The 17,328-nt window shown below is 57.0% G+C and carries 14 protein-coding genes; 6 read left to right on the forward strand and 8 right to left on the reverse strand.

Going from position 1 to position 17,328, the window contains the following annotated elements; genetic code table 11:
- Window positions 1–18 precede the first annotated feature (18 nt).
- The 6 genes from ACR0J0_RS12670 to ACR0J0_RS12695 all read left to right on the forward strand — a co-directional run bounded on the left by ACR0J0_RS12670 (window position 19) and on the right by ACR0J0_RS12695 (window position 8,330).
- Window positions 19–1,665: an amino acid ABC transporter permease gene (locus ACR0J0_RS12670; protein ID WP_480664462.1), complete on the forward strand. Its 1,647-nt coding sequence runs from the start codon at window positions 19–21 to the stop codon at window positions 1,663–1,665.
- Window positions 1,662–3,635, forward strand: a complete 1,974-nt coding sequence (locus ACR0J0_RS12675) for a beta-galactosidase (RefSeq protein ID WP_480664464.1) — start codon at window positions 1,662–1,664, stop codon at window positions 3,633–3,635. The genes ACR0J0_RS12670 and ACR0J0_RS12675 overlap by 4 nt, the downstream gene beginning before the upstream one ends.
- Before the next feature lie 144 nt (window positions 3,636–3,779).
- Window positions 3,780–4,904, forward strand: a complete 1,125-nt coding sequence (locus ACR0J0_RS12680; protein WP_480664466.1) for an extracellular solute-binding protein — start codon at window positions 3,780–3,782, stop codon at window positions 4,902–4,904.
- A 118-nt stretch (window positions 4,905–5,022) separates the two neighbouring features.
- Window positions 5,023–6,135, forward strand: coding sequence for an ABC transporter ATP-binding protein (locus ACR0J0_RS12685; protein ID WP_480664468.1), 1,113 nt, complete (start codon window positions 5,023–5,025; stop codon window positions 6,133–6,135).
- 12 nt (window positions 6,136–6,147) lie between these two features.
- The gene (locus ACR0J0_RS12690) at window positions 6,148–7,068 is read left to right on the forward strand and encodes an ABC transporter permease (protein ID WP_155148465.1); all 921 of its coding nucleotides are present in this window, start codon (window positions 6,148–6,150) and stop codon (window positions 7,066–7,068) included.
- A complete protein-coding gene (locus tag ACR0J0_RS12695) occupies window positions 7,065–8,330 on the forward strand; it encodes an ABC transporter permease (RefSeq protein WP_480664471.1) in 1,266 nt (421 codons plus the stop codon). The genes ACR0J0_RS12690 and ACR0J0_RS12695 overlap by 4 nt, the downstream gene beginning before the upstream one ends.
- A 37-nt stretch (window positions 8,331–8,367) precedes the next feature.
- Here the strand turns inward: ACR0J0_RS12695 and ACR0J0_RS12700 are convergent, their stop codons facing one another.
- Genes ACR0J0_RS12700 through ACR0J0_RS12735 form a run of 8 tightly spaced genes read right to left on the reverse strand, consistent with a single transcriptional unit; the run spans window position 8,368 to window position 17,328 of the window.
- Window positions 8,368–10,287 carry a beta-galactosidase gene (locus tag ACR0J0_RS12700; RefSeq protein ID WP_480664473.1) on the reverse strand — a complete coding sequence of 640 codons (1,920 nt, stop codon included), beginning with the start codon at window positions 10,285–10,287 and terminating at the stop codon, window positions 8,368–8,370.
- Complete coding sequence (locus ACR0J0_RS12705) at window positions 10,284–11,144, reverse strand: SMP-30/gluconolactonase/LRE family protein (protein WP_480664475.1); 861 nt, start codon at window positions 11,142–11,144, stop codon at window positions 10,284–10,286. The genes ACR0J0_RS12700 and ACR0J0_RS12705 overlap by 4 nt, the downstream gene beginning before the upstream one ends.
- Window positions 11,141–11,746 carry a 2-dehydro-3-deoxy-6-phosphogalactonate aldolase gene (locus ACR0J0_RS12710; RefSeq protein WP_480664477.1) on the reverse strand — a complete coding sequence of 202 codons (606 nt, stop codon included), beginning with the start codon at window positions 11,744–11,746 and terminating at the stop codon, window positions 11,141–11,143. Before ACR0J0_RS12710 ends, ACR0J0_RS12705 begins: the two co-directional genes overlap by 4 nt.
- Entirely contained in the window at window positions 11,743–12,636 is an 894-nt protein-coding gene (locus ACR0J0_RS12715) for a 2-dehydro-3-deoxygalactonokinase (protein WP_480664479.1), read from the reverse strand. The genes ACR0J0_RS12710 and ACR0J0_RS12715 overlap by 4 nt, the downstream gene beginning before the upstream one ends.
- Before the next feature lie 4 nt (window positions 12,637–12,640).
- A complete protein-coding gene (locus ACR0J0_RS12720; RefSeq protein WP_480664481.1) occupies window positions 12,641–13,408 on the reverse strand; it encodes an SDR family NAD(P)-dependent oxidoreductase in 768 nt (255 codons plus the stop codon).
- Window positions 13,408–15,117, reverse strand: coding sequence for an IlvD/Edd family dehydratase (locus tag ACR0J0_RS12725; protein ID WP_480664482.1), 1,710 nt, complete (start codon window positions 15,115–15,117; stop codon window positions 13,408–13,410). The genes ACR0J0_RS12720 and ACR0J0_RS12725 overlap by 1 nt, the downstream gene beginning before the upstream one ends.
- 25 nt (window positions 15,118–15,142) lie before the next feature.
- Window positions 15,143–16,483 (reverse strand): alpha-galactosidase, encoded by a 1,341-nt coding sequence (gene melA / locus ACR0J0_RS12730; protein ID WP_480664484.1) that lies wholly within the window; start codon window positions 16,481–16,483, stop codon window positions 15,143–15,145.
- Window positions 16,480–17,328, reverse strand: coding sequence for a carbohydrate ABC transporter permease (locus ACR0J0_RS12735; protein WP_480664486.1), 849 nt, complete (start codon window positions 17,326–17,328; stop codon window positions 16,480–16,482). Before ACR0J0_RS12735 ends, melA begins: the two co-directional genes overlap by 4 nt.

Raw genomic sequence — 17,328 nt, forward strand, 5'->3', positions numbered from 1 at the left:
TCTCAGCAGAGAGGTTTCATGACCCGTCTAAGCTCGATCCGCCCGAGCAATCTTGTTCTGCTCGCCGCCGCTCCGTTCATTGTCTATCTGTTTGCATCATCCTCGAAATACCTCAGATCGCTGACGGCGATCCTTGGGATCGGTGATAATGCGGGCCCGATTTTCATCGGGTTCCTGTTGGTGCTTTCCGTGGCCGTTCTGGGGTACCTCAGCGCGCGTGTGGCCAGGTTTCGTGATGCCGCTCCGCGCTGGTCGCGTGTCGTTGCAATTGGCGCACTGCCGGCGGCTGCCGCGCTTTCTGTCCTGAGTTTCGTGGCGCCCCACGCCCTCATGCCATTTGCTGAATCCGTGTTCTTTCACGCGCTAAGTGAGAACACTTCAACCTTGATCGACCGTTCCTCGCAACCGTGGGCGCTGTTCCCAGACGCCGTTTTGCGAGTTCAGGCGGGGCTTCAGGCGGTTTTGATTGTCTACGCGCTCCTCATTGCGGCGATCGCGGTAAGTGGACACCTTCCCTCAAAGGTTCAGGGGATCACTCAGCCCGGGTTTGAGATCCTGACCGGCGCGACGCTGTTCTATCTACTCTTCATGGCGCATTGGCAGTTTGCGACAGGCGTCGCGATCACGTTCAGGGCGGCTATTTTCGCTTATATATTTGCCGCCATTCTGGGCTTGATTTGGGTCGGGCTGCAGTCGTTTAAGCCCAAGGCACGTACGACGGTTGTATACGGGTCGATCAGTCTAACGCTGCTGGCTGTGTCGGCTTTCTTTTTCATGCAACCACAGGTCAACTACGTGCTTGTTGGCAGCACCGAAGCCCGTATCGCAATCGTGCGTGGCACGCCGCAGGCGCAAGCGGACAATATCCGTTTTGGCGAGTTTGAGGGCGGCGGTGAGCAACAATACCGCATCCGCAGCGCCACCGACCCGGCCAGCGCACTTGAGCAGATCGAAACCGTCGACAGTGTGTCCGGTGCATTTGTTCCGATTGAGACCCACACGCAGGGCCATCCAGTGATTTGGCAGACCAGCTTTCTGCCGGACAAGTACCGAAATCCGGCGCTGACCTTCGCCGTTCTTGGCTTTCTGCTTCTGACCCTGACCATTGGTGGTGCGCAGCACAAGCTGCATCCGTTGGCAGTCGGATCCGAGTTCTTCGTGGATACCATCCGGGGCATTCCGATGCTGGTGATCATCCTTTACATCGGTCTGCCATTGGCGGGGGCAGTCAAAGATGCGACGGGCGGTGGTATCGACATGACCAACATGACGCGCGGTGTGATTGCCATTTCCGTCGGATACTCTGCCTATATGGCCGAGATTTTTCGCTCGGGTATCGAAGCGATCCCGCGCGGGCAAATCGAGGCGGGAGGATCACTTGGCCTGTCGCGCTGGCAGACCGCACGGTTGATTATCCTGCCGCAGGCTTTGCGTATCGTGACGCCGCCCCTGGGCAATGAGTTCATCGCCATGATCAAGGACACATCGCTGTTGTCCATCTTGTCGGTGCGCGACATGACACAGCGTATGCGAGAGTTTCAGGCGGCCAGTTTCCTTCCTTTTGCGCCATTTAACACTGCGGCCATCCTTTATGTCGTAATCACCTTGGGTTGCGCCAGTTTCCTAAAGTGGATTGAACGCCGCACAGCGAGGGAAGGCAGATGAGTAAGCTTGAGCTTGGCGTTTGTTATTACCCTGAACAATGGGACAGATCACTGTGGCGCGACGATGCTGAACGGATGGTCGAAATGGGTCTCGACTGGGTGCGTATCGCGGAATTCACCTGGGGGCTGGTTGAACCCGTGCGAGGCCAGTTCAACTGGGATTGGTTGGACGATGTGATCGGCATTCTGGGCGAGGCCGGTCTGCGTGTCATGATGTCGACGCCCACGGCCTCGCCCCCGAAATGGCTGATTGATGAGTACCCTGAGATATTGCCGGTTGGTCCTGATGGTCGAACCAGAGGGTTCGGTTCTCGCAGACATTACTGCTTTTCCAGCGATGTCTACCTTGCCGAGGCTCAACGGATCGCGACCGAATACGCCCGCCGATACGGGCAAAACCAGTTTGTACACGCCTGGCAGATCGACAATGAATACAACGATCATGATACGGTGCTCAGCTATTCGGTAGCCGCGCGGGACGGGTTTAGAAAATGGTTGTCAGACCGGTACGGTACTATCGAAACCCTGAACCGAACTTGGGGCGCAGTGTTCTGGGGATCGGTCTATTCCGATTTCGATCAGATCGAGTTGCCCAACGGATTGGTTGCAAATCCAAACCCGACCCATGCGTTGGACTTCATGCGCTATTCTTCCGACCGAGTTCGCCTGTTTAACCGGGCACAGGTGGACATTCTGCGCGAGTTTTCTACGGGCCGGGACATTACCCACAACTTCATGGCGGGCAGTTTCGAATTTGACCACCACGCCGTAGCCAAGGATTTGGATATCGTTGGCTTCGACAGCTATCCGCTGGGCAACCTAATAGGTTCCACGCTGTCAGATGATGACAAGCGCCGATACCTTCGAACCGGTGCACCGGATTATCAGGGTTTTCACTGCGATCTCTATCGCAGTCAGGGCAATGGGCGGATGTGGGTCCTGGAGCAGCAACCTGGCCCGGTCGATTGGGCATCCAAAAATCCGTCGCCTGCTGACGGAATGATCCGGCTGTGGACATGGGCTGCCTATGCGCATGGTGCCCAAGCTGTGATGTTCTTTCGATGGCGTCAGGCCAAATACGCGCAAGAGCAGTTTCACACCGCGCTGTTGCGATCAGATGGTAGCATCGATCAGGCTGCAATCGAAATGGCGCAAGTTGCGGCGGAACGCGCCGCGCTTCCAGCGGCAGAACGAGACCGCGCACAAGTGGCAATGGTGCTAGATTACCCATCAATCTGGGCCGCAAATATACTGCCCCACGACGAAGACTTTCCTAACACTCATATAGCGCGAGAATGGTACGCGGCACTGCGGTCCCTTGGGGTCGATCTGGATTTTTTGGGTCCGGACGACGATATCTCGGGATACGCTCTGATCGTTATTCCGCAATGTATGATTGTCTCGGCCGAGTTGGCCACAAAGCTGAAGGGATGCGGTGCGCGCCTTCTGATTGGTGCCCGCTCTGGTAGCAAGACGGAAGACATGCACACGCCGCGAAATCTGGCCCCCGGAGTATTGGGGGATCTGACAGGCGTGAAGGTCCTGCGGGTCGAATCACTGCCCGACCTTGCGGAGGAATCGGTGCATCTGGTGGATGGCGCAACGCACGGTTTTTCCGGCTGGCGCGAGATTCTGGAATCAGATGCCACTGTAACAGCACGTTTTTCCAGCAAATACCGGGACAACAGCCCAGCGATTGTCCGTTCAGATAAGGCAACCTATCTGGCAATGGTTCCCCGCGGTTCGTTGTTGAAGTCTGTCCTTCAAGAGGTTTTGAAATGGGCGGAAATTCCCGTTTTGGATTGCGGTTCTGATCTTAGAGTCACACGTCGTGGGGCACTGAGTTTCGCCTTTAACTTTGGGGATACAGAGCGCCGCCTGCCTGCGAGCGAAACGCGCAATTTTCTTGTGGGCTCGTCTTTGATCCCGTCCTGTGGGGTTTCAATCTGGGCTGATGACCCTGCGAATTGAATTTGGCTGGATGCAAAGTGAAAGCGCCAACTGGATATATGAAATTTTTCAACTGTCACTTTTGGCCTGACAATACCGCCGCAAAGTTCTAGCGTGACAACCATAACAACAAAACAACACAGTCCAATAACGGGAGATCCAAAAATGGCTGAACGGAAAAACCTTTCCAGACGCTCTGTCCTGAAAGGCGCGGGGGCGGCTGCTCTGGCTGCGCCTCTTTACAGCAAGAGCGCGCTGGCATCTTCGGGTGAAATCAACATTCTGATGTGGTCGGATTACCTGCCGCCTGCGTTCCTGCAAGAGTTTGAAACTCTGACAGGAATCAAAGTGAACTACACCGGCATTGGGTCGAACGAAGAAATCATCAACAAGATGAAGGCCACCAAGGGCCAAGGCTTTGACATCGTCTCGCCGACCAACAACCGCTCTCTCCAGTGGGAGCCGCTGGAACTGCTGCAGCCCTTCGACATGAGCAAGGTTCCGATCGATCTGGTGAACCCTGCAATGGCGCAGATCGGCACCGATGCGTGGAACTTTGGCGACAGCGGCGTGCACTGGTTGCCACACATCTGGGGCACCGAAGGCATCGCCTATCGCACCGACCTCTGGCTGCCCGAAGGCGATGCGCCGTCCTATGGCGACGTCTGGTCGGAAGAGAACGCAGGCAAGACCATGGGTCGCGCGCATTCGATGATGCTGGGTGCAGGTCTGTATATGGAGCGCTCAGGCGAGATGGAGCCGGGCTCTGTTTGGGCCGCATACGGCGACGAAGAAACCATGCGCAAGGTCTGGGGCCAGATCACCGACTGGTGCATCGAGCGGAAGAACCGGATCAAACTGATCTGGAACGATGCCGACACCCAAAAGAACGGCCTGCTGAACGAAGGCGTTGTTGTTGGTCAGACCTGGGATGGTCCGCCGCTCGCACTGAAATCGGCGGGTGAGCCGGTCCACTATCAGGCTCCCATCGAAGGTGCGATGGCATGGGTCGACGGTATGTCGATGCCGACCGGCGCGCAGAACATCGATCAGGTCTATGCCTTTATCGACTTCGCGTATCAGGCCAAGCCTGCGGGTGTTGCCATTGACAGCCACGGCTATAACTCGCCGGTTCTGGGTGCGGACCAATATGCCGGCGACACCTACAAAAAGAACTTTGCCGAGGCCTATCCAGGCGACTCGCTGGCGAACCTGAACCCATGGCCTGCTGAGGCTCCGTGGTACGCCGAAACCCGGACCGAGTTCGTCAACAAGTTCAAAAGCGCTTAATCGCTATGCAAACCTGCCCTCCGCCAATGTGCGGAGGGCTATGAACCCGCGCGTCGTGACGGCGTGACGGATCCATTTTCGGTGCGAAGGGGAATCGCGCCAGACGGAGATACCAAAAATGAGTGCAGGGGTCGGTGTAGATCTTGAAAACCTGTGGATCCGCTTCGGAGACTTTGTCGCCGTGCGGGACGCCAATGTGAATATCAACGGGGGCGACTTCTTTTCGTTCCTCGGCCCCTCGGGCTGTGGTAAGACGACGATCCTCCGAGCGGTCTCGGGCTTTTTGGACCCCAGTGAGGGCAAAGTCCTGATCGGCGGAAAGGATATGCGCGGTATTGGGCCGAATAAACGTCCGACAGCACTGATTTTTCAGAACCTTGCGCTGTTTCCGCTGATGAAAGTCTGGGAGAACATCACCTTCTCGCTTGAGATCAAGGGAGCCAGCACCGCTGAGCGCCGAAAGCGCGCCGATGAGCTTTTGGACATGATCGCATTGCCGGGGCAGGGCGACAAACTGCCGAGTGAGCTATCTGGTGGTCAGCGTCAGCGCGTCGCGATTGCCCGCGCCCTGTGCGCCGAACCTGATGTGCTGTTGCTTGACGAGCCGCTGTCGGCGCTTGACCTCAAGCTGCGTCAACACATGCGCACCGAATTGCGCGAGATCCAGCAACGCGTCGGCATCACTTTCATCTACATCACCCACGACCAGGGGGAAGCTCTGACCATGTCGGACAATATCGCCGTTATGCGGGCGGGGGTGATAGACCAGATCGCTGATGGCAAGACGATTTACAATGATCCGAACACCGCATTTGCAGCGTCATTTGTTGGGGAAAACAACGTGTTCCGCGGCAAAATTAAACAAGTCATGGGGAATGAGGCGCTAATCGCGACGAACCGCTCCGGTGATTTGGTGGCTCGCATTTCGACTGCCAATCAAGGGAAAATGAAAGAAGGCGACGACGCCATGATGTTCATTCGCCCCGAAGCATTTGCGATTGCCCCGGATGGTGCCACAGGCGATCACTTTGTGACCGCTCGGGTGAACCATGAGGAATTTGAAGGTAACGTCTTCAATATCTTCACCGAAGGCGACGGCGGCAAAGAGATCAAGGTGTCTCTGCCGAACCTCGGCCAGTCCTTCGAGGACCACACCGGCCAGAACATCACGCTGGAATACGAGACCCGCAATGCGGTTTTGGTTCCGGCTGGTGAACTGGCCGCAGAATAAGGAGGCCAGACAATGCCCGGCTTCCTGAAAGAATTCTTCAACCGTAACGGCACCGGCATGGGGCTCGCGATCTTGGGGCTCGTCCTGTTCTGGACCATCGGCCTGATCATCCTGCCCCAGCTGTCGATGCTAGACTTTTCCTTCCGTCCGAACCTGCCACCGCCAGAGATTGGTGGGCCCAAGGACGTCTATACGCTGGAGAACTACAAATACCTGATCTACGGACCCGAAGGGGGCAGCCAGTCTTATAATGCTGTCGACCTGCGGGTGTTCTTCCGGACGCTGATTGCGGCGGTCTGTGTAACGATCTTCAACCTGATCATCTGTTATCCGATCGCCTATTACCTCGGTCAGTCCAAGGGCAGCCATATCCGCATCTTTGCGATCATGCTGATCATCCCTTACTGGATCAACGAGATCCTGCGGGCCTTTGCGTTGCGGATCATCTTTGGCGAAACCGGTGTTCTGAATACCCTGTTCATGGGGTTGGGTATCTTTGATACGCCATTCGACTTCATTCGCAACGACATCGCGCTCTATGCTGGTCTGGGCTATGCCTACATCCTGCTAATGATCTTCCCGATGTATAACGTCATTGAAAGTCTGGACGGGAACCAGATCGAGGCCGCGCGTGACCTTGGTGCGCCCTGGTGGCGGATTCACTGGCGGGTGGTCATTCCCTATGCCAAGCCGGGCATCAGTTCTGGCTGTACGATGGTCTTCATGTTGAGCGCCGGTGCGCTGGCTGCACCGCAGATTCTGGGCGGGCCCTCGTCCTTGTGGTTCACACAGCTGATCTATCAGCAGTTCAACGACAACAATGACTGGCCGCAAGGTGCAGCTTACGCCATCGTTCTTCTGGTGACCTGTATCCTGTTCGTTCTGGCGATGATGCGCCTGTTCAAGGTGAACATGGGGGACATCGGGAAATGAACAATTCCTTCCTTCGTGTAAGCATCTGGGCCTATCTGGTCATCTTCTTCCTGTACCTGCTTGGTCCGTTGGTGATCATGTCGGTCACGGCGTTCAACTCTTCGGCTTTCCCGAGGATGACGCCGTGGGAATGCCTGACCTTCCAGTGGTTTGGCGAGCTGTTTCAGGATCAACGTATCCTGAACGGCATCAAGAACTCGCTGATCATTGGCGCTGGCACAGTTGTTCTGTCTGTGGCAATGGGTCTGGCCGGTGCGCTGATGCTGACCCAGATCTGGCCTAAGCTACGCGCGACCTACTACACCATCATAATCGCGCCGATCCTGATCCCGGGTGTTGTTCTGGGTATCTCGACACTGGTGTTCTGGGATCGGATCAACCGGATGCTGGGGCTGGGTGCTGACAGCTTTCTGTCGAACGGTATTTTCCTGACAGTGATCGGCCAGTCCACCTTTATCGCCAGCTATTGCATGTTGGTGCTGGTGGCGCGTTTGCAAAGGTACGACATCGCGTTGACCGAGGCAGCTTTGGACCTTGGCGCGACACATGCGCAGGCATTCCGCAAGATCTTGCTGCCTTTCATGCGTCCCGCGATTGCGTCGGCGGCGGTGCTGGCGTTCCTCGCCTCGTTCGAGAACTACAACACCACCACATTCACCTTTGGTGAGTACCCGACGCTGACGATCGAATTGGCACAGAAAGTCCGCTATGGCATCACGCCTGCGATCTCGGCACTAGCCTTCCTCATCGTGGCGTTGACGGTGTTCTTTGCGCTGCTGAATGAAGCCAAGCTGAAACGTCAGGAATTGGTGGCAGCGGCTCGTAAGAAGGCAACGGTTGAAGAACTGGCAGGCAAGATCAAACTGCCGAGCTTCTTTTCAGGTAACATGGCTGCCGTTTTGCTCGTCGTGTTCGCAGTTGCCACAATCACCGTGGTTGGCACCGCGACGGCCTATAACCCCGGCCAGTGTATCGCCAACGTCAAAGAACAAAAACGCCTAGAAGCCGAACAGCGTATTCAAGAATTGCGCAAGCAGCGCGAGGAACAACGCAAAAAGCGTGAGGCTGAAGAGGCTGAACAGGGTGGCGCACAGCAATCCACGCCTAAGCCATCTAACAATAGCGGCTTTGGCAACGTGTTCGCCCCAAACTCTTTGGGCGGTGATGCAGAAGAAGAGGGCTCAGATTCCGAAACTCCGCCGTCTAACAACGGCGGGTTTGGAGGGGCGTTCGACCCCAACAGCCTTCAAACTGACCAATAGGTGCAGTGTCTAAACAATGAAATGCGCCCGAGGAGGTTTACCCCTCTTCGGGCGTTTCGTTTTTCAAAATTGCAACATCGCAGGCGTCAATGACCTGACCATTCCACGCAACCGGTTGGGCGTTGTAGTTGATAAGGAAAGTGTGGGCAACGGTATCGCGGCGTCGCAGTCCCTCAGGCATCGGGTTCAGGGCCACTCCGGTCTCGCGCGCCGCCATTTCGATCACCCGGTCCCACAGTGCCTCATCCGGAAAACCCGCCAGATACCAGAGGCCCTTTTCGCCTATCAGCGCAGGTGTTCTGTCCGCAAATCTCAACAATTTGGAAGCTGATCCGGACAGCCGATCAATCCAATGCTGCGCTGCGCCGCCGCCGTTGACCGGCCGCTGCACGTTGGGTGGTAGCGTCTCGACCAGATCGACCTCGCAATTCAGGCTGGTCAGATCCGGGCGACCTTTTGCCGGGATCTGGAAATCATGTGTGATTGCACCGCTGCGCGGTCCAAGGATGACCAGATCGCCCCCTTCGGTGAGCCGACGCTCCAGATCACTGTCCAATGTCGCAAGCCCGGGGGCAAGAATGATTGCATAGCCATTGTTCGGGATGTCGGTTGGCGAAACGAAATCAACAGAAAGACCAGCCCGTCGCAGAGCCCGATAAGCCGAGAAGACCAATCTGAAATAGTCAAATCCGGCGCCCTGCGGCTGTGTTGTCCATGCCCAGTCGGATGCATAGTCGAACAGGATGGCGACCTGTGCTGGTGTCTGAACCACGTCGCCGAGGTCTCTCAGAGTATCCGCGGTCTGTTTCGCCTCGGTCAATCCGGGGGCAGGGCGGTTGTCCGGTGTCAGCAAACCGGCATGCATTTGCTCTTGCGCAAAAGGTGCTTGCCTCCAGCGAAAATAACTGACGACCTCGGCCCCATGCGCCACGGCCTCAAGCGACCAAAGCCGTACCATGCCGGGCAGGGGGGCTGGATTGTAAGGCGCCCAGTTCACCGGTCCGGGTTGCTGTTCCATCACCCACCAACGCCCACTGCCGACTGCCCGATATAGGTCATGGTGAAAGGCTTGCATGTCCGGGTCGCCCTGTTGGAGGAATGCAGTTTTATGAGCCTCGTCAGCTTCCAGCCGGTCGGAAAGGAACCCGATCGGATAGCTGTCCCATGTGGCGATATCCAGATCCTCACCGACTTTGAAATGGTCGAAATCCAGAATCCGCCCCATGTAGTTGTGCAACAGCGGTGCATCTGTCAAAGGACGCAGCACATCAACTTGAGCCTTGTTGAATACGGCCACCTGATCCGAGCTGAAGCGTCGGAACGCCAGCACGTGCGCTGGATTGGGTTCGGTCACTGTCAGGTTGGGTAAATCGATCTGGTCGAAATCGCCGTACTCCATTGACCAGAATATGTTGCCCCATGCCTCATTCAGCGCATCAATGCTGGTGTATTGGTCCTTCAGCCAAAGCTGAAAGGCGTGCAGAGCAGATGGGCTGTAGCTGACCGTGGTGTCGTGACATCCATATTCGTTGTCGATCTGCCAGGCGGCGATATGAGGGTTACGTCCATAGCGTTCACCCATAGTCCGGGCAATGCGGACGGATTCCTCAATATAGCCCAGATGGCTAAAGCAGTAATGCCTGCGCGACCCGAACTTGCGGGCATTTCCCTGCGCGTCCACTGCTAACATGTCTGGATGTTTTTCGATCATCCATCGCGGAGGCGTCGCGGTCGGGGTTCCTAAGACAACTTTAAGCCCGGCATCTCCCAACGTTTCAATCGCACGGTCCAGCCAGTCAAAATGCAGCTCGCCGGGCTTGGGCTCCATCCGGCTCCATGCGAACTCGCCGATCCGAACCCAGGCCAGCCCCGTTTCGACCATAAGGGCTGCGTCTTCGGCCCATTTGGCTTCGGGCCAATGTTCCGGGTAATAGCAAACGCCAAGTTCTGCTTTCATAGAAGGACTCTGTGTTCCGATTGACCCTTGCTGACGCCCATGGCGGCAAAGGTCATGCCATTGGTTGGTTGGGTTCTTAGCGCGTCGGCATCCAGACCATCGCGCGCCGTGGTGCAGAACAGAGTTGTCAGATCTTTTCCGCCGAACGCAGGGCATGAGGTGTGCGCGGCCTGAAAGGGCACTGCCCGCAGAAACCGACCAGTCGAATCGTACGCGGCAACACGGCTGGCACCCCATTGGGCGATCCAGACATTGCCGTCAGCATCAACAACCGCGCCGTCGGGATAGAGGCCATCGTCTCTCAAATCCAGAAACACAACGCTTTTGCCGTCAGGCCAGCCAGAGTCCGGGTCAAGGGACCTGCGCATAACCTGTTGCGTGACCGTATCCGCGTAATATGCGCAGGATCGATCCGGTGCAAAACAGATCGTATTCGAAATTGTGACACCCGGCACCAGCTGGCGAAGCTCTCCTTGCCAGAACCGATAGATCGCGCCTGCCCTGTCTTCCGCGTTCTTCCCCATGGTTCCGATCCAGAACCCGCCCCAAGGATCCGCGCGCCCGTCGTTGGAACGCGTGACTGGGTTGTCCGCCTCGAGCGGTACGATCAGATCTTTTTGGCCACTGAGCAGCTCAAACCGCCACAGCCCGGTTTCAGAGGCCAGCAGCAATACATCATGGTCCACCCATCCAGCGGCCGAGACGTGTTCGGAAAACTGCCAACTGTGTTGTTCGCCTGCGTCTTGCGTCATCAATCGCTTGTTGACGATATCGAACCAGAACAACTGTTGCCGTTCCGGATGCCATAATGGACCTTCGCCAAGCTCGCATGGGCGGTCGTCAAAAATAGAACTCATCCAGCGGCCTCATCGTATGCTGCGATGATCCGGTTTGCCCGATCCGCAACGTCAGGAACCGCCATGCCAGGTTTGAACAGGGCCGATCCGATGCCGAATCCATCGGCGCCAGCCTCGATCCACTCGGCGAAGTTTTCCGGACCCGCGCCACCGACCGCATAAACCAGAGTGCCGGTTGGCAACACAGGCCGTAAAGCGGCTAAACCGGTCAGACCGGCCATGACGCCGGGAAACAACTTCAACCCGGTGGCGCCAGCCTTGAGCGCGGCAAACGCCTCGGTTGGGGTATAGACGCCAGGCCAGCTCTGCATATTCATTGCGACAGATCGGGTGATCACATCGGTGTCGCAATTCGGCGAAACGATCAGTTTGCCACCGACGCCCGCAACCGCCTCTACTTGTTCGGGGCTCAGCACAGTTCCAGCACCGATGAGGGCTTGGTCGCCAAACTCTGTGGCCAACAAAGCAATGCTGTCCAGCGGATCGGGCGAATTCAGGGGTACTTCGATCTTATCAATGCCTGCGTTGATCAGGGCGCGGCCCACTTCCACGGCCTCGGAAGGGTTTAGGCCGCGCAAAATTGCGATGATAGGGCGGTTCATGCGGTTTGCCTCGTTAGTTTTCGGGCCTGCGAAAGACCAGCCAAGGTGCATTGCGTGGCATTTGCAGTCTCCACGAAAGCCCCCTGAAGTTGCAGCGCACTGGCATAGATTTGAGAGATACCGTCGGCCCCGATAATCGCCAGTTGCTGCCCCAGCCAATAGGGGCGCGTTGCGGCCAGTTCCGCACCGATCAAAAGCCCGGACAATCGGGACCGGGCGGTCGCCTTGTCCTGATTATGCAGCAAATCCGCAGCGCGAAGGCCAAACAGGCGCGCGGCCAGTTGCTCGGGCTTCGACAGTGTGTCAGCGGCGGCTTCGGCAAAAGCGACCTCGTCCCAACCGTCTCCGACCGAGTGTTTCAATACCGATTGCTTGCTCAAAAGCTCAAACATCTCGCCAGTCATGAAGGTTCGAAAGCTCACGATTTCTCCGGCGCTGACCTGAACCCATTTTGTGTGTGTCCCGGGAAGGCAGATGACACCGTCCCAGTTCTGATGGTTTGCCAAAAACCCGGCGATTTGGGTTTCCTCACCGCGCATGACATCCGGCGGCGTGTTCTGTTTCAGGCCGGGCACAACAAATGCCCGTATCCGAGCATCGGTATTCGGCACGCGAATTGGTGCCACCGGAACCGGGGCTGAGGGAACAGCCGAGTACGGCGCCTCAACCCAACCTTGCCGCGCGCCGACCATGCCACAGGCCACAACGTCGACGGGATCGGCATCCAACCAGTCTTCGATCAGGTCCAGCAGTGACGATTCAAACTCATCTTTACCGAGCCGCGCCATACCAAGGTCAGACTGCGCCTGAGCCACGACTGTTTCCCCCTGCATCGCCCAGGCTCGCAGATGAGATGTTCCCCAGTCGACTGCAATCCACTCTGCTCTCATGGCGTTACCCCGTAACTACGACACCGCCATCCACTGCCATGCACTGGCCGGTCATCGCGCGGCTGGCATCGGAGGCAAGGAACAATGTCGGTGCGATCATGTCTTCGGGAGTCAGGTGTTCTTTCAGGCATTGCCGGTCCATATGGGCAGCCAGATCCTCGGGTGTGGCCCACATGTCCAACTGCTTTTGCGTCAGGACCCATCCGGGGGCCAACGCATTCACGCGGATTTTTTGCGGCCCCAACTCGCGCGCCAAAGACCGTGTCATCCCAGTGATCCCGGCATTCGAAGTCGTATAAATCGGGTAACCCGCATTCCCCATCATATAGCTGATCGAGCTGAAGTTGACGATTGATCCCCCTTTGCCGGCCATTTGGCGCGCAGCCTCCTGACAGGCGAAATAGTAGGCCTTGAGGTTCACCTCGATCATCCAGTCCCAGAACTCGGTAGTTGTTTCATCAAGCGAGTGGCGTTTGTCATTGGCTGCGTTGTTGATCAGTACGTCCATTGGACCATGGGCTTCTGCCGCTTTTTGCATCGTGACGTGCAGCAATTCCGTATCCGTCATGTCGCCTTGCATGAACAGGGGCGCACGTCCGTGCTTGTCCCGCATTTCCTCAACGAAAGCACTGGCGTCTGAACGGCCGATAAAGGCAACGTTTGCGCCTTGGGTTAAAAACCCATCCGTCAGGGCTGCCCCTACGCCAGAGCCGCCGCCGGTGATATAGACCGAAGCGCCGTTTAGATCGGGAAAAGTGGCTGGTTGATCCATCAGTGGCTCTCTCTGGTGACAAGGCGGGTGTCTTTGCCGACAAGGAAATCAAGATCCGCTCCCTGATCCGCCTGCAGCACGTGGTCGATATAGAGTTTTGCGTATCCGCGGGTGTAATGCGGATCGTCCGGTTGCCACGCGGCGCGGCGTGCGTCCAGTTCCTTTTGGTCGACCAGCAGCTCCAGTTCGCCCTTACTGGCGGAAACGCGGATACGGTCGCCGGTTTTGACCAGCGCAAGCGGACCGCCAGCCTGTGCTTCAGGGCTGACATGCAGGATAACGGTTCCAAAGGCGGTGCCGGACATGCGGGCATCCGAAATGCGGATCATGTCACGGACGCCTTCCTTGACCAACTTTGCCGGGATAGGCATGTTTCCAACCTCCGGCATTCCGGGATAACCTTTTGGGCCGCAACCTTTGAGTACAAGAATGGTTTCGGGCGTTACCGGAAGATCGTCCCGATCGATATTGGCCTTGAGGTCCTCGATGCTTTCGAAAACGTAAGCTTCGGCTTCGGTTTCCAGCAGGGCATCTGTTGCCGCCGAAGGCTTCACAATGGCTCCGTTCGGTGCGAGATTGCCGCGCAGGACTCGCAGACCAGCGGCGGGTTTCACCGGGTCGTTGAAGGGGCGGATGACGTCTGTGTTGAAGCACTCGGCACCTTCGTAGTGGGCTGAGATATCCTTATTCAAAACAGTTTTCGCAGGCCGCAAAAAGGATTTGAGCTCGGACAACACAACAGGAACGCCGCCAGCATAACAGAAGTCTTCCATCAGGTATTTGCCCGAGGGCATGCAGTTGACCAGCAGAGGGATGTCCGACCCAATTTCGAAGTCCTTGAGTGTCAGGTCCACTCCAACACGACCGGCCAGCGCCAGCAGATGGACTACGGCATTGGTCGATCCGCCCACGGCAGCGTTGGCCAGAATTGCGTTTTCAAATGCTTCTTTAGTCAGGATGTCCGAAGGCTTCAGGTCTTCATCCACCATCTCAACGATCCGTTTTCCGGTCAGATGCGCCAGCGCCATCCGGCGGGCGTCTACAGCGGGCAGGGCAGCGTTAGTGGGCAGGCTCATTCCCATCGCTTCGACCAAAGACGCCATCGTTGACGCCGTGCCCATGGTCATGCAGACACCCGCGCTGCGCGACATGCCGGACTCGGCGCTCATGAAGTCCTTCAGGGTCATCTCTCCGGCGCGCACAGCTTCGGAGAACTTCCACACATCCGTTCCCGACCCAATATCCTTGCCGCGGTACTTCCCGTTTAACATCGGTCCTGAACTAACGACGATCGAAGGCAGATCGACCGAAGCCGCCCCCATCAGCTGCCCCGGAGTGGTCTTGTCGCATCCACCCAGCAGAACGACTCCGTCAATCCCATAGGCGCGGATCGATTCCTCGACATCCATGGCCAGCAGATTGCGGAATAGCATGGCTGTGGGCTTCATTTGCGTCTCGCCCAGTGACATCACCGGGAACTCAACCGGGAAGCCGCCAGCCTCCCACACGCCGCGTTTGACGCCCTCGGCCAAGTCACGCAGGCCCGAATTGCAGGGTGTGAGCTCGGACCACGTATTGCAGATGCCGATGATGGGGCGGCCATCAAAGGCGTGATCGGGAAAGCCCTGGTTCTTCATCCAAGACCGGTGGATGAAACCATCCTTGTCCAGCTTGCCATACCAATGCTGTGAGCGGCGTTTTCTTATCATTGTTTTCAGCCTTCTAAAGTTCGGTTCAGGCGGCCTTGGCGGGTTTGCACCAATCGGGCAACCAATCGGCGTGCGCGACTAACAGATCATTTACCATGCTGCGGATCTGCCGCAGATCCAGCTCGGCAGCTGTATGAGGATCCATCATGGCCGCGTGATAGATATGTTCGGGGTTCTGCTCAACCAAAGCCCGCACTGTCAGCTCTTGCACGTTGATCTGCGTGCGCATCAGGGCGACCAGCTGCGGGGGAATGTCCGTGACGACCGATGGCTGAACGCCATTGGAATCCACAAGGCACGGTGTTTCGACCGCAGCGCCCAAAGGCAGTTGCGGAATTTGACCGGTGTTGGGCAGGTTGCCGTAAGCCACATAAGGGGTGTCAGTTGCGATCGCGTTCATAAGATCGGCCGCAAATTCGTGGCTGCGGACGACCTCGATATTACGCCCGTCGGTCAGGGTTTTGGCCTGTTCTTTCCAGTTTGCGACCTGTTCCTCGCATCGGGTTGGATATTCATCCAGAGGGATACTGAACTGCTCGATCAGATCTTGCCGTCCGTCTTTGATGAACCAGGGAACGTATTCGGCCAGATGCTCCGAACTTTCGGTGCAGAAATAACCCAGATGGTCCATCACCTCGTACCGCACTTTGTTGGGACAGCGCGGCATCAGTAGCGGTGGTTTGGGGATGCGCCCGTTGGCATAGCCCTGACGCAACGCCGGATAGAGATCACGGCCTTCGTGTTCCAGCCGCAAGAAGAAGGCGACGTGGTTCACACCGGCGACTTTGTACCGGAATTCGGACTTCGGCAGGTCCAGATCGTGGGCCAGTTCCTCAACCGTGTTTTGTACCGAATGACAAAGCCCCACATGTTTCAGCGCCGGGAACCGCTCGGCCAGGGCCCACGTATTGATGGCCATAGGATTGACGTATTGCAGCAGCGTCGCGTTCGGGCAGAGCTGCATCATGTCCTGTGCCACATCCCACAGTACCGGAACCGTACGCAGGCCGCGCATGATGCCGCCAACACCCAGTGTATCCGCAATGGTCTGGCGCAAGCCGTATTGCTTGGGGATTTCGAAATCCGTCACTGTGCAAGGCTCGTATCCCCCGACCTGAAAGGCCGTGATGACGAAATCTGCACCGTCCAACGCGGCACGGCGATCAGTGTGAGTGGACACGGTAGCACCGGTTCCGACAGAGCGTATCATTGCCTTGGCTACGGCTTCACTTTCGGCAAGACGTACCGTATCGATATCCATCAGCGCAAAGTGGCTGTTGGCAAGCGCTGGGGTCAGCAGAGCGTCGCCCACGATATTCTGCATGAAGATCGTGGAGCCCGCGCCGATGAAGGTAATTTTTGTCATTTTACAGCTCCGAGGGTCAGGCCCGCGATGAAGTGTTTCTGCATGAGGAAGAACATGGCCACCGGCGGCAGCGCCGCGACGATGGAGCCGGCACTCATTAACTGATAGGCTGCGCGAAATTGCGCGTTAAAGCTGGTGATCCCGGCGGTCACAGGTTGGCTTTCTGCGCCTTGGGTCAGGACAACAGCCCAGAAGTAGTCGTTCCAGATAAAGGTAAAGATCAGCACGCTGAGCGCCGCAATGGCGGGTTTCATCAAGGGAAGAACAACGTACCAGAAGATCCGCCATTCGCTGATACCTTCAACGCGCGCCGCTTCGATCAGTTCAAAGGGCAGGGCGCGGATGAAGTTGCGCATGAACAGCGTGCAGAACCCGGTTTGAAACGCGATGTGGAACAGGACCAGCCCGGTTTTGGTGTTGTAGAGGCCCAGTTGCAGGGTCAGATCGCGCACCGGAACCATCAGAATCTGGAACGGTACGAAGTTGCCCGCAACGAACATGAAGAAAATCCAGAGGTTCGATTTGAATTTGTAGATTCCCAGCGCAAAGCCGGTCATGCAACTCAGCGCGACGGCTCCGATCACCGTTGGGATGGTGATCAGGAACGAATTCATCAGATACCGTGGCATGTCCGAGTTGAAGAAGACCTGCCCATAGTTGAAAGCGCCTTCAAAACTGGATGGCATGCCCCAGTAATTGGCGTTGGTAAAATCGGCCGCGGGTTTGACCGAAAACAACGCGACTGCAAGCAGAGGCCCCAGCCAAAGCAACAGTGCCAAAGGCAGCATGGCCTGATAGGTGATTTGCGCCGCGCGGGGTTGTTTTTCGATAGGTTTGGGAAACAT

Source organism: Ruegeria sp. BF12, assembly GCF_056538705.1.

What these genes read in the sequence shown, in the direction of transcription:
- ACR0J0_RS12700 (WP_480664473.1), bottom strand. Translation starts at nt 10,287, where the DNA reads ATGAAAGCAGAACTTGGCGTTTGCTATTACCCGGAACATTGGCCCGAA.
- ACR0J0_RS12675 (WP_480664464.1), top strand. Translation starts at nt 1,662, where the DNA reads ATGAGTAAGCTTGAGCTTGGCGTTTGTTATTACCCTGAACAATGGGAC.
- ACR0J0_RS12720 (WP_480664481.1), bottom strand. Translation starts at nt 13,408, where the DNA reads ATGGATCAACCAGCCACTTTTCCCGATCTAAACGGCGCTTCGGTCTAT.
- ACR0J0_RS12705 (WP_480664475.1), bottom strand. Translation starts at nt 11,144, where the DNA reads ATGAGTTCTATTTTTGACGACCGCCCATGCGAGCTTGGCGAAGGTCCA.
- ACR0J0_RS12680 (WP_480664466.1), top strand. Translation starts at nt 3,780, where the DNA reads ATGGCTGAACGGAAAAACCTTTCCAGACGCTCTGTCCTGAAAGGCGCG.
- ACR0J0_RS12725 (WP_480664482.1), bottom strand. Translation starts at nt 15,117, where the DNA reads ATGATAAGAAAACGCCGCTCACAGCATTGGTATGGCAAGCTGGACAAG.
- ACR0J0_RS12735 (WP_480664486.1), bottom strand. Translation starts at nt 17,328, where the DNA reads ATGTTTCCCAAACCTATCGAAAAACAACCCCGCGCGGCGCAAATCACC.
- ACR0J0_RS12715 (WP_480664479.1), bottom strand. Translation starts at nt 12,636, where the DNA reads ATGAGAGCAGAGTGGATTGCAGTCGACTGGGGAACATCTCATCTGCGA.
- ACR0J0_RS12685 (WP_480664468.1), top strand. Translation starts at nt 5,023, where the DNA reads ATGAGTGCAGGGGTCGGTGTAGATCTTGAAAACCTGTGGATCCGCTTC.
- ACR0J0_RS12670 (WP_480664462.1), top strand. Translation starts at nt 19, where the DNA reads ATGACCCGTCTAAGCTCGATCCGCCCGAGCAATCTTGTTCTGCTCGCC.
- ACR0J0_RS12710 (WP_480664477.1), bottom strand. Translation starts at nt 11,746, where the DNA reads ATGAACCGCCCTATCATCGCAATTTTGCGCGGCCTAAACCCTTCCGAG.
- melA (WP_480664484.1), bottom strand. Translation starts at nt 16,483, where the DNA reads ATGACAAAAATTACCTTCATCGGCGCGGGCTCCACGATCTTCATGCAG.
- ACR0J0_RS12695 (WP_480664471.1), top strand. Translation starts at nt 7,065, where the DNA reads ATGAACAATTCCTTCCTTCGTGTAAGCATCTGGGCCTATCTGGTCATC.
- ACR0J0_RS12690 (WP_155148465.1), top strand. Translation starts at nt 6,148, where the DNA reads ATGCCCGGCTTCCTGAAAGAATTCTTCAACCGTAACGGCACCGGCATG.